Consider the following 11,748-nt stretch of genomic DNA (forward strand, 5'->3'; position numbering starts at 1 on the left):
GTGATTTTTCTTATCCTCTATAATAAAAATTATTTTCTTCCCTGTCATTTCCCACGTCAGCAAGAGAATTTTCAAGAGAAGCAATTCTTGAAAGAGAAATATCAATTTTTGTCTTTTGACTTTCGACGTTAAAAGAAACAGCTTCATCTTTCAAAAGCCTATAATAATACTCGCCAAGTTCTTTATAAAGATTTGATAAATTTCTTTTCTCCATAAGAAGTTCATAACGAATTTTTGCAATTTTTTTAAAGTCTTTTGACCTGTCCCTAATTTGTAACGAAATCTGAGATAAATTTTCCCTGATTTGCGAAATATTTGAATCAAAATTTTCTAAAAAAGCCAAAAAATCACCTCTTCTTTTGCTATTATACCAAAAAAATCAGATATTTAAAATATAGGCCCCCTTCTTAAAAGAATATAAAAAATACTCCTAGTAAAAACTAAGAGCATTAATATTCTCATCTAATTATTCAGCTTTATTTAATTCTCCTACATAAGTTACAAGGAATTCTCTTTTGTCACTATTTTCTTCACGACGCACTCTTGTTTCTTTTAAAGTCAAATCTCCAGCATAAGTTTGTTCATTAATGTCTGTTCGATAATTTTTTATTATATGGTAAGTATCAAGATTGGGAACTTTAAATATAACCTCATATGCTTCTAAGACTTTTCCGTCTTCTGACTCATTATAATCTTCTGATTCTTTTTCCCAGCTTTTCAAATCTTTGTAATCTATTTCATAATATTCTTTATCATCAGTTTGGCTTTCTCTAATAGTTTCCTCTTCATCTTTTAAAATATTAGAATTTTTATTTTGAATATTCAAATCCTCTTTTGCAGATAAATTTTCCCCTTGTATATTTTCTTGACCAGTATTATTTTCAGATTTAATCTCATTTTCTCTTGCATTGTCTTTACATGAAATAAGACATAAGCTAAGGCAAAAACAAATTCCTATAAAAAAAATTTTTAAAATGTTTTTCATTTTATCCACTTTATCTCCTTACTTTATAAATTTGAAAGGATAGCTTTATTTATAAGTAAAATTAAATAAAAATCTTATTTAGCGTAACCCGCAAAATAAAGATCACCTCTATAAAGTCCAAACCATCTATTTGGTCCACTTGAACGAGTATATACTAAATATAATGTTCCTCTATAGCTCAATCCATTTCTTACTATTTCAAAATTAGGATATGATTGAGCAAAAACTCCATCTGAGTTATATTTTTCATATTCATATCCATAAATAACATCGTCATCATATCCTGTAGGTCTTATATTTGATATATCTAAACTTTGAGCTTCATATTCATTAAAGTTCGTAATATTATCATTACCATTGGCAAACGTTTGTGTGAAAATTAAAACTGAGAAAAATGCTAATGCAATTCCTAAAATATATCTTACATTACTTTTCATTTCAACACTCCCTTTTTTTCTAGCCATCCTTTATTTTTACATACCCCCCCCCACTAATATTTTTAAACTACAAATGCTCTTAAATATAAATAATTAAAAAAACTTTTCAATAAAAATCTACTGAAAAGTTTTTTATTTATCATATTAAATTTTAAAATTAAACAATTGGCAAAAATAGCCTTGCTAAAGAAAAATATATTACCAAGACAACAGAGTCAATAATTGTTGTGATTAAAGCTGATGCCATTATTGCAGGGTCAAGATTTATTTTCTTAGCAAATAGAGGGAGTACTGCTCCCATTAATTTTGAAAGAATTACTGTGCATAAAATTGTAATTGAAACTAAGGCTGAAATTCTAAAATCTGCTGATGTTAAAAAATAAAGTCTTAAAAAGTTAATGAAAGATAAAACAGTTCCGCAAATTATTCCTACCCTAAATTCTTTTAAAATTACTTTTAGCCCATCTCTTAAACCAATTTCACCAGTTGCAATTGCGCGGATAACAACTGTTGAAGATTGTGATCCTGAATTTCCACCTGTGTCTGTAATCATAGGTATAAAAGAATTTAAAATCAAAAACTGACTTAAAATATAATTATAATTATTTATTATTCCTGATGTAAGTGTTGCTGAAATCATAAGAACAAGTAGCCAAGGGATTCTATTTTTTGCAAGCTGCCACGGTGTTTGATCCAAATATTCATCATCTGATGGGCTAACGGCTGCCATCTTGTGAATATCTTCTGTTGCTTCGTCTTCCACAATGTCCATAACATCGTCGAAAGTTATAATTCCACAAAGTCTGTGTTCACGATCCACTACGGGCATGGCAATGTACCCATATTTCATAAATGTTTGGGCAACTTCTTCTTTATCGTCAGTTGTATTTAAATAGACTAAATCTGTTTCCATGATGTCATTAATTAACTTGTTTTTGTCTGTAGTAACAAGAGTTCTTAAGGAAACAAATCCAAGTAACTGTTTATATTCGCTTTCAACATAGCAGGTATAAATAACTTCCTTATCCATACCAACTTCTTTTATGTGCTGAAGGGCCTCGCCCACTGTCCAATCTCTTTTTAGTGAAACATATTCAATGGTCATTAATGAACCAGCGGAGTCCCTATCATACATTAAAAATTTATTAATCTGTGTTCTTTCTTCTGGTGTTGATTTCTTAAGAACTTTTGTTACAACATTTGCTGGCATTTCTTCCAAAATGTCAATCATATCGTCAAAGTCTAGTTCATCTAAAATTTCTTGAAGCTCTGCATCGTTGATTTTGTTTATGATTCTCTTTTGGTCAAAGGGTTCCATATAAGAAAATACTTCTGCTCCCATTTCCTTTGGCAACATTCTAAAACAAATTAATAGCTCCATATCTTCCATATCTTCAATAATTTCTGCAGCGTCAACTACATTCAGATCTGCCAAAATACTTTTTAATTCTGTCAGTCTTTTTTCTTTAATCATTTCGACGAACTTTTCTCTATATTCGCCATAGTCTTGATAATTCATTTTTCACCTACCTCAAATAATCTTTAAAATCCTTTAGTTTTTTTAAATTATTTTTATCTAAAGAATTTACCTTGTCCCTTTTTAATTTTCTCCTAAAGTTTTCAGTAACTTTTTTTGAATTAATTACTTCAATCTCCAGTTCTCTTGCTGATGTCCTGCTGCCTCCTCTTGATAAAATTATGGATTGGACAGTAGAATCAGATGATGCAACTCTAACATTTCTCAGTCTTCCTATTCTGTCAAGCTCCCTTTCAATATAGTGGTCGGCACTTTCATTTTCTTTTGTAAAGACAATGTCAATTCCATCCTTACTATAAATTTTTCCGCTAGATCCCTTAACTAAATAGGCATCAAAAACAAGAATAATTTTTTCGCTTGTTGTATGGGAAAACTCAATTAAAATATTTATAAGTTCATTTCTTGCTTCTTCAAAAGAAATCTCCTTTAATTTATTTAAAGGCTCCCAAAAATTTATTATATTGTAACCATCTATAAATAGGTAATTTTTATTTTTTTCATAACGTCTGTTGTGAATCATCTTACCACTTCATACATGACAATTGCCGCTGCAACTGAAGCATTTAAGGAATCAAAATCTGAATAATTTGGAATCTTTACTATAAAATCGGCGTGTTTTTTTAAATTTTCTGCTATTCCTTTAGCTTCATTTCCTATAATTAAAGCAAGCTTATTGTCAAAGGTAGTATCCTTTATATCTTCCCCATTCATATGGCAGGCATAAATCCAAAAACTTTCTTTTTTTAATTTTTCAATAGCCTGAGAAAGGTTATTTACCACAGAAATTTTTACACTATCTACTGCCCCTTGAGAAGTTTTATAGACTGTATCGTTTACAAGGACAGACCCGTGCCTTGGAATAATAATTGCATCAAAGGCAAAGTATAAAGATGATCTTATAATTGCTCCAAAATTGTGGGGGTCTTCAATTTTATCAAGAATCAAAAGTTTTGCAGCTTCTTTTTCTCTTAGGTCATTTAAAAGTTCATCAAAATCCGTATATTTAAATCCGCTTATAAGAGCACAAACGCCTTGATGATTTTTTCCTTCTGTCATTTTATCGAGCTTATCCTTTGAAACACGGGCAATTAAAACCTTATTTTCATCTGCCATTGCCTTTATTTTTATTATTGAGCCACCACTTGCTGCCAAATATAATTTATCAACTTTTTTATTTTTCAGGGCTTCAATAACTGGCCCTCTTCCATAAATATACGTCATTTTTCTCCTAATCCATTAAAAAATTCTCTAACTTCTTTTGCCCTTCCGCAGGTCATTTTCCCTTCAGGACATGGACCATTTACGCAGCCCGGTCCTGCATTTTCAAATAAAATTGGGCTAAGCTCCTTTAACTGTCTTAGCATTTCTGTTGCCATCTGCTTTATTTCCCATTGGGCCCTATTGCAGCATCTTAGTGAAAAGAAATGCAAAAGAGTTCTAACATTCATAGTGAAGACAATTTTTGTTTCGCAGGCATTTGGAAAAACATATCTCGCATCTTCAATGGAAAGTTTTTCAACATTTCTTATTGCCTTTTCCCTAGTCATTCCCTTTTCAATATAGGGTCTCGAATTTTCTTCAACTAAAATATCTACAAGTTCACTATAGGCCCTTTGATCTTCTTCCATGGCCTTAATATAAATTTCCCTTGCCCTTTCATTTTTTTCAATCTGCGGCGGGATGATATATTCAAAATGATCAAGCCTTACATATCTTTGGGACTGCTGAGAATAAGATGCAATTCTATGCCTTACAAGCTGGTGAGTTAAAGTTCTTGAAACCCCTTCAACTGCAAATGTAAAAGAAGCGTGCTCTAGTGGAGATAAATGCGAAAGACCCATAAGCATATTTAAAAAATTATTTGTAGAATCCTCATCTAATTTTTCGCTGATTTCATCTACACCCACCCTTGAATAACAAAGTTTTGCTGACTTAGCAATTGTTTCTTCAGGAAAATTTGTATAGGCAATTATTTTTACCTTCATTTTATCATCTCCATAAAAATTTCAAGAATCCTTTCATATCTGCCCAAAAGATAAAGATGGCCAAAAAGAGCTTCAAGTCCCGTTGCCATTTTATAATCTGAAATTTCAGCATTTTTGGGAACTGTATGGCTCTTGGCATTTCTCCCCCTCTTTACAATTTGCCTTTCTTCTTCATCTAAATTGTCTTTAACTTTTTCCAATAAATCCCTTTGATTTTTTGCCTTTACATATTTTATGGCCTCTCTGTGAAGCTTATTGGCAGAAAGATTTTTATTTAAGACGTGAGTTCTAACTAAAATTTCAAAAACTCCGTCACCTATAAAGGCAAGAGCTAAGGGTGAAAGCTCCTTTATATTTTTCTCATTATAAGTTTCTCCAAGATGCAAAAGATTTTTTAAATTCTCTTCCAAAGTGTACCCTTTCTCGTGTCCTCTATGGATATACCCATTTTTAAAAGTTTATCACGAATTTCATCAGCCTCTTTAAAGTCTTTATTTTTTCTGGCTGCATTTCTCTTTTCAATTAAATCCATTACTTCCTTTGAAAAGTCGTCATCTTCCTTATCTTCCTTTTCCATAATTCCCAAAACTCTTGTCAATTTTTTTAGAATATCAAGTGCAAAAGATAAAATTTCCCTTGATGAATTTTCTGAAAGATTTAAATTTATTTCCTTAACCAAATCAAAAACTCCTGTTATGGCATCAGCTGTATTTAAATCATCATCCATGGCCCTTTCAAATTTCTTTTGGCAATCTATAAACTTTTCTTTTAATTCTTTTTCTTCATCCTTTAAATTTTCTATTTTAGAAGCTTCTAAATCTCTTATAATTTTATCCCTTGCATTATAAAGTCTTTTAGAGGCATTTTTTGTTTGGTCCATAACTTCTCTTGAAAAATTAATGGGCGATCTGTATCCAGTTGTTAGTAGGAAAAATCTTAAAATTTCTAGATCATATTCCTCCGAAATTTCTCTAACTGTGAAAAAATTGCCCTTGGATTTTGACATTTTTTCACTATTAACTGTTATCATTCCATTGTGGAGCCAATATCTTGCAAAGTCTTTGTCATTGCAGGCTTCTGACTGAGCAATTTCGTTTTCGTGGTGGGGGAATTTTAAATCTTCGCCGCCTGTGTGGATGTCAATTGTATCTCCCAAAATAGTTTTTGCCATTACGCTGCATTCAATATGCCAGCCGGGTCTTCCATCTCCCCAAGGAGCATGCCAAAAGGGTTCTCCTTCTTTTTTATTTTTCCATAGGGCAAAGTCATAGGGATTTTTTTTCTTTTCAGAAACATCTACCCTTGCCCCGCTAATCAAATCTTCAATATTTTTTCCTGAAAGTTTGCCATAGTCCTTTGCATAGTTTACATCAAAATAAACATCTCCCTCTGAAACATAGGCCGCTTTCTTGTCAATTAAAGTCTCTATAAAATTAATCATTTCAGGCACAAGTTGAGTTGCCCTTGGGTTTATGGTTTCGTAATCATAAAGTCCAAGGCCACCTGCATCTTTTTTAAATTCTTCAATATATTTTTCGGCAACTTCATCAGTGGTTATCTCCTCTTCATTTGCCCTATTTATGATTTTATCGTCAACATCTGTAAAATTTAAAACAAATTTAACATCATAGCCCTTGTATAAAAAATATCTTCTTAAAGTATCAAAGACTACAATGGGCCTTGCATTGCCAACATGAATATAATTATAGACAGTGGGGCCGCAATTATACATGGTAACTTTTCCCTCATTAATGGGGACAAATTCTTCCTTTTTACCCCTAAGTGAATTAAATAGTTTCATATTTCCTCCTATAAAAAAACGCCTCAACAAGAGACGATTATTTTCCTTCATCCTGAATTTTTTTAAAGAAATCCCTATAATAATTTAAGCCAATAAAAATTCCCCTATCAACCATTTGTAAAATTTCTTCTGCACTTGCAAGTCTTACATCCATAACTTCTTCTTTTTGCATAGTAATTTCATCTAAATCAAAATCTTTTTTCACTAAAAATATATGAAAGATAGAGTTTCTGCCATAAATTATTCTTTTAAGCTTAATTTCATCAAGGGCTAAATCAAGGCCAAGTTCTTCAAAAAATTCCCTTTTCATACCTTCTTTGGAATTTTCACCAGAAATAACAGAACCGCCTGCCGAACAATACCACATTCCAGGAAAAGTCGATTTATTTAAGGACCTTCTTTGAATAATAAATTTATTATCACTTCTAAGAATCCAGCCCTCACTAACTAAATGGTATTGACCGTTTTTTATTTCCATGCCTCTTTTAATAACCCTATGCTTAAATTTTCCGTTTTTATTATATAGATCCCAATATTCCAAGATAGTCTCCTCTTTCTTATTTTACACTATTTAGAATTTTTAATAAAGATAAAATAAAGGAAAGTTTAAGTAAAAACTTCTTTCAATTGTAAGAAGTTTATAAGATTATTTTTAAAAAAATTAAAAATTTTAAGGACTTATTCCTTTTTATCTTTGTCATAAAAAAAAGGACCAGGTTTTTAAACTAAGTCCTTTTCATAGGCTTTTGCTATTTAATTATCTTTAATTTCTGTTCCCTTAAAATCTGGGTCATTAGTATTTAAAATCTTTATAGTTATATTCTTATTTTTTACAGGTCCAATTGCATCTTTTTGGTAGACGGATGCACCGCCATCAATAATATTTTCAAGCTGTCTATAGGATAAATATTCTATGGTCTTTGCCTTATCATTTTTATTTGGATCATCAGTCATTATTCCATTTACATCTGTCCAGTTTTCATAGACAGAAGAATTTAAAACAGAAGCAATTATTGAACCTGTGTAGTCTGAACCGCCTCTGGCAAAAGTTTTTATATTTCCTCCAGAGTCGCTACCATAAAATCCTGGCACTACAATTTTTTCTCCTCTTTTAATTTGGCTTTTGATTTTTTCCTTAGTATTTTCAAAATCAACTTGCCCTTCCCTGTTAAAGGAAATTATATCCTTGGCATCTACAAATTTATAGCCCAAAAATTCTGCCATTAATACTGCATTTAAATATTCGCCTCTTGAAATTATAAAATCTTTGGAGGAAGAATTTTTAATTTCCTCAAAAGTTTCATTAATAATCTTTTCTACTGCTTCAAGTTTTAGTTTGTTAGAAATTTCTAAAAATCTATTTTTAACTTCATCTGTAAATTTCCCCTTGTCTTCATACAAATTATTTAAGGCCCTTTGAAGTTTTTCGATTTCAAGAGAAAGGTCCTTAATATCTTCATTTAATTCATTTATCTTTATAAGCTGGTCTGTTACTTTTTTATCTTCTTTAAATCTCTTGCCAGGTGCTGATACGACAATTATATCCCTGTCTTCCTTAGATAAAATTATGTCCTTAACCTTTTTAAATTGATCAGAATCTGAAAGTGAGGTTCCGCCAAATTTTGAAACAGATTTTGTTTTTATTTCTTCTATATTATAGGGGGTTTCTTGGTAGACATAATAATTTAGCCAATTTGAAAATAATAAGTTTGCAGAAGACTTCCACCTTACAACAATATCCTTTTGGGGATTATTGTCCTTATAATAATTGGAAGGCAAATCTGTATCAAGACCCTTTTTTTGATCCCTTAAATATTCTTCGTGAAGGGTCTGCTTGTCATATTCTAAGTGGCCAAAATTAAAAATAAATCTGCCATCAAGAGATTTCGCAAGGCCAATTCCAGTATCATCTCTTGAAGATAAAACTTCTAAATCTTCTCTCCCAATAAAGGAGGATTCTTCGGCATAGGAATATCTTGAAGTTGGAACATAAAATATATCATCAAAACCCTTTAGTAATTTATCATCTGATGCCTTTTCAAATTCATAAACCCCAAAAATTTTCTTATTTAAAATGACTGAATCAATATTATAAAAATATTTTAGGGCTGCTTGAGCTGACCAGCAAATAAACATAGTGGAAAATACATTTTTCTTGGCAAATTCAAAAATCTTTGTCAACTCCTCCCAATATTTTATATTTTGATATTCAATTTTTTCAAGAGGAGCTCCCGTTACAATTAAGCCGTCATATTTATCTTCCTTAATATCTTCATAGGTCTTATAAAATCTTTCTAAGTGACTTTTGGAAGAATTTTTTGGTTCATAGGAATCCATTCTAATTAAATCCACGTCAATTTGTAGACTTGTATTTGATAAAAGTCTAAGGAGCTGAATTTCAGTTACTTCTTTTCTTGGCATTAAATTTACAATCCCTATTTTTAAAGGCCTTATATCTTGGCTTGAAGCCCTTGTATTTTTTATGGTAAAAATATTTTCTTTATTTAATATATCTTTTGAAATTAAATTTTCAGGAATTATTACAGGCATTTTTTTCTCCTTAGGCCCTTAGGGCATTATCTATATCGCTAATTAGGTCGTCAGCATTTTCTATCCCAATTGAAAGTCTAATTAAATTTCCAGGTATGCCAGCTTTTTTTAGTTCTTCATCTGAAAGCTGTCTGTGAGTTGATGAAGCAGGATGAAGAGCATAGGATCTTACATCTGAAACGTGAACAACAAGAGTTAATAATTCAAGAGAATCTATAAATTTTGCAGCTTCTTCCCTTCCTCCTTTTATTCCAAAGGATATAACTCCACTTCCTGCCCTTAAATATTTTTTTGCAAGTTCATAATCAGGAGAAGATTTTAAGAAAGGATAATTTACAAATTCAACCTTCTCATGTTTTTCTAAAAATTCTGCAATTTTTAAGGCGTTTTGTGAATGTCTTTCAAGTCTTAGGAAGAGAGTATCAATTCCTAAAATTGTTAAAAAGGCATTAAAGGGTGAGGGGGCATTTCCAAAATCTCTTAATAAAACAGTTCTTATTCTTGCAGCATAAGCGGCCTTTCCAAAGGCTTCTGTGAAAACAAGACCGTGATATGATTCATCCTTTTCTGTTAGACAGGGATAATTTCCCTTGGACCAATTAAAATTTCCCGAATCCACAATTAATCCTCCAATTGTTGTTGCGTGTCCTTCCAAATATTTTGTTGAAGCATAGGTTACAACATCAGCCCCAAAATCTATTGGTTTGCAAAGAACTGGAGTTGTTAAAGTGTTGTCTACAATTAGGGGAATATTATGAGAGTGAGCGATTTGTGCATATTTTTCAATATCTAAAATTTGAGTTGAAGGATTTGCCAAAACTTCTCCTAAAATAAGTCTTGTCTTGCTATCAATATTTCTTTCTAATTCTTCAAAGTCATTACATGAAACAAATCTTGCTTCTATGCCATATTTTATTAAAGTTGTTCCTAAAAGATTAAAAGTTCCTCCATAAACATTATTTAAGGCAACAATATTTTCTCCAGCCTTTGTTATATTTAAAACTGCATTAAGATTTGCTGATTGGCCTGATGAAGTTGCCACAGCTGCCACTCCTCCATCAAGGGCTGCAATTTTCTTTTCAAGGGCATCAGTTGTAGGATTTCCAAGTCTAGTATAGAAAAATCCTCCTTCTTTTAAGTCAAATAGATTTGCAACTGTTTCTGTACTGTCATATTTAAAAGTTGTTGACTGAACAATTGGCACAACTCTTGGCTGCCCACTTTTTGGTTCATAGCCTGCTTGCACACATAAAGTTTCTAAGTTCTTAAAATTTTTCTTTGTCATCTTATTATCCTCCAAAAATTATATTTGATAGTTTTATGAGATAAAAAAAGAGCTCTCATCCTCAAAGGACGAAAGCTCGTGTTACCACCTTTATTTAATGCATACTCACATATGCAAACTCATCAAGTACTATCATACTCTAGCTCTGTAACGGGAGCTCCCGTAAATGTCTAATATCGACAAATCCTAGAAAAAGACCATGTTCATTATAAATCGATCTGCTTTTCTCACCACAACAAAGCTCTCTGGAATCTCTTTTTATAACTACTCTTCTTTTTATAAAGTTTAAATTTAAATATCAGTTTACAAAAAACTTTTATTAATGTCAAGCCTTTTTCTTTAATTTTTTATTTATTTGTAAATTTTTCTTTACTATAAATTTTAATTATTATAGAATTAATAAACTCATGAATAGGAAGAGGAGAATATGAGAAAAAATCCAAATTTTAAAGTTATTCTTGTAGGTGATGGATCTGTTGGTTCAAGTTTTGCCTTTGCAATGACTTTAAAGGGTCTCGGAAGAGAACTTGGCATTATTGACATGAACAAAAACAAAACTATTGGAGATGCCATGGACTTAAATCCAGCCATAACTTACAATGCAACAAAAAAAATATATTCAGCCGAATATAGCGACTGTGCGGATGCAGATATTGTTGTTATTACTGCTGGTGCACCACAAAACCCAGGCGAAACAAAACTTGATCTTGTTTACAAAAATTTGAAAATAATTAAATCCGTTGTTTCTGAAATTATAAAATCAGGTTTTGATGGAATATCTCGTTTTGTAGGAGTTGATCCTCGTGACGTTTCAGCTTATATTATGGGTGAACACGGCGACACATCCTTCCCTGTTTGGTCAAATGCGTCAATTGGCGGAAAGAAAGTGGAAAAATGGATTAAGGAAAAAACTGATGCCCTTGAAAGTGCAAAGGAAGAAATTTATGCAAATGTCCGTGACGTTGCCTATAAAATAATTAATACAAAAGGGGCAACTTACTACGGCGTTGCAACTGTTCTTGCAAAAATTTGTAGAATTATTATTGAAAGTTCTCATTCAATTATTACTGTTGGAGCTTATCTTTATGGCTAATATGGTTTTAATGACATCTATATCGGAACTCCTGTAATTCTTGGAAGAAATGGCATTGAAAAAATCATTGAAATT

At 31.5% G+C, this 11,748-nt stretch carries 13 protein-coding genes; 1 reads left to right on the top strand and 12 read right to left on the bottom strand.

All coding sequences use genetic code 11. The annotated features are described in order from the left end of the window. Window positions 1-10 precede the first annotated feature (10 nt). The 12 genes from BQ4446_RS00055 to BQ4446_RS00110 all read right to left on the bottom strand — a co-directional run bounded on the left by BQ4446_RS00055 (window position 11) and on the right by BQ4446_RS00110 (window position 10,580). The gene (locus tag BQ4446_RS00055) at window positions 11-343 is read right to left on the bottom strand and encodes a hypothetical protein (protein ID WP_083328999.1); all 333 of its coding nucleotides are present in this window, start codon (window positions 341-343) and stop codon (window positions 11-13) included. 123 nt (window positions 344-466) lie between these two features. After that, window positions 467-994, bottom strand: coding sequence for a hypothetical protein (locus BQ4446_RS00060; RefSeq protein WP_071025380.1), 528 nt, complete (start codon window positions 992-994; stop codon window positions 467-469). Window positions 995-1,059: 65 nt separating this feature from the next. Then, on the bottom strand, window positions 1,060-1,422 hold the full coding sequence (locus tag BQ4446_RS00065) for a hypothetical protein (RefSeq protein WP_135100567.1): 363 nt from the start codon (window positions 1,420-1,422) through the stop codon (window positions 1,060-1,062). 157 nt (window positions 1,423-1,579) lie between these two features. Further along, entirely contained in the window at window positions 1,580-2,941 is a 1,362-nt protein-coding gene (gene mgtE / locus BQ4446_RS00070) for a magnesium transporter (RefSeq protein ID WP_071025387.1), read from the bottom strand. Between the two features lie 7 nt (window positions 2,942-2,948). Continuing rightward, window positions 2,949-3,476, bottom strand: coding sequence for an NYN domain-containing protein (locus BQ4446_RS00075; RefSeq protein WP_071028233.1), 528 nt, complete (start codon window positions 3,474-3,476; stop codon window positions 2,949-2,951). After that, window positions 3,476-4,180, bottom strand: coding sequence for a 23S rRNA (guanosine(2251)-2'-O)-methyltransferase RlmB (rlmB, locus tag BQ4446_RS00080; protein ID WP_071025389.1), 705 nt, complete (start codon window positions 4,178-4,180; stop codon window positions 3,476-3,478). The genes BQ4446_RS00075 and rlmB overlap by 1 nt, the downstream gene beginning before the upstream one ends. Beyond that, window positions 4,177-4,944, bottom strand: a complete 768-nt coding sequence (gene thyX / locus BQ4446_RS00085; protein ID WP_071025392.1) for an FAD-dependent thymidylate synthase — start codon at window positions 4,942-4,944, stop codon at window positions 4,177-4,179. Before thyX ends, rlmB begins: the two co-directional genes overlap by 4 nt. Beyond that, the gene (locus tag BQ4446_RS00090; RefSeq protein WP_071025395.1) at window positions 4,941-5,354 is read right to left on the bottom strand and encodes a Mini-ribonuclease 3; all 414 of its coding nucleotides are present in this window, start codon (window positions 5,352-5,354) and stop codon (window positions 4,941-4,943) included. The genes thyX and BQ4446_RS00090 overlap by 4 nt, the downstream gene beginning before the upstream one ends. Beyond that, a complete protein-coding gene (gene cysS, locus BQ4446_RS00095) occupies window positions 5,339-6,745 on the bottom strand; it encodes a cysteine--tRNA ligase (RefSeq protein ID WP_071025398.1) in 1,407 nt (468 codons plus the stop codon). Before cysS ends, BQ4446_RS00090 begins: the two co-directional genes overlap by 16 nt. Before the next feature lie 37 nt (window positions 6,746-6,782). After that, window positions 6,783-7,286, bottom strand: coding sequence for an NUDIX hydrolase (locus BQ4446_RS00100; RefSeq protein ID WP_071025401.1), 504 nt, complete (start codon window positions 7,284-7,286; stop codon window positions 6,783-6,785). Between the two features lie 212 nt (window positions 7,287-7,498). Next, window positions 7,499-9,295, bottom strand: a complete 1,797-nt coding sequence (locus tag BQ4446_RS00105) for a homoserine O-acetyltransferase/O-succinyltransferase family protein (RefSeq protein WP_071025404.1) — start codon at window positions 9,293-9,295, stop codon at window positions 7,499-7,501. Between the two features lie 10 nt (window positions 9,296-9,305). Then, window positions 9,306-10,580, bottom strand: coding sequence for an O-acetylhomoserine aminocarboxypropyltransferase/cysteine synthase family protein (locus tag BQ4446_RS00110; protein ID WP_071025407.1), 1,275 nt, complete (start codon window positions 10,578-10,580; stop codon window positions 9,306-9,308). A gap of 427 nt (window positions 10,581-11,007) precedes the next feature. On the opposite strand from BQ4446_RS00110, the gene BQ4446_RS00115 reads away from it, so the two are divergent. After that, on the top strand, window positions 11,008-11,673 hold the full coding sequence (locus BQ4446_RS00115; RefSeq protein WP_245149622.1) for a lactate/malate family dehydrogenase: 666 nt from the start codon (window positions 11,008-11,010) through the stop codon (window positions 11,671-11,673). The last annotated feature ends 75 nt before the right edge of the window (window positions 11,674-11,748 follow it).

The organism is Peptoniphilus raoultii (assembly GCF_900099555.1).
GTDB classification, from domain to species: domain Bacteria; phylum Bacillota; class Clostridia; order Tissierellales; family Peptoniphilaceae; genus Peptoniphilus_A; species Peptoniphilus_A raoultii.

Excerpts from the sequence above, each read along its gene's own strand:
- BQ4446_RS00065 (WP_135100567.1), bottom strand. The coding sequence starts at position 1,422 with ATGAAAAGTAATGTAAGATATATTTTAGGAATTGCATTAGCATTTTTC.
- mgtE (WP_071025387.1), bottom strand. The coding sequence starts at position 2,941 with ATGAATTATCAAGACTATGGCGAATATAGAGAAAAGTTCGTCGAAATG.
- rlmB (WP_071025389.1), bottom strand. The coding sequence starts at position 4,180 with ATGACGTATATTTATGGAAGAGGGCCAGTTATTGAAGCCCTGAAAAAT.
- thyX (WP_071025392.1), bottom strand. The coding sequence starts at position 4,944 with ATGAAGGTAAAAATAATTGCCTATACAAATTTTCCTGAAGAAACAATT.
- cysS (WP_071025398.1), bottom strand. The coding sequence starts at position 6,745 with ATGAAACTATTTAATTCACTTAGGGGTAAAAAGGAAGAATTTGTCCCC.
- BQ4446_RS00105 (WP_071025404.1), bottom strand. The coding sequence starts at position 9,295 with ATGCCTGTAATAATTCCTGAAAATTTAATTTCAAAAGATATATTAAAT.
- BQ4446_RS00110 (WP_071025407.1), bottom strand. The coding sequence starts at position 10,580 with ATGACAAAGAAAAATTTTAAGAACTTAGAAACTTTATGTGTGCAAGCA.
- BQ4446_RS00115 (WP_245149622.1), top strand. The coding sequence starts at position 11,008 with ATGAGAAAAAATCCAAATTTTAAAGTTATTCTTGTAGGTGATGGATCT.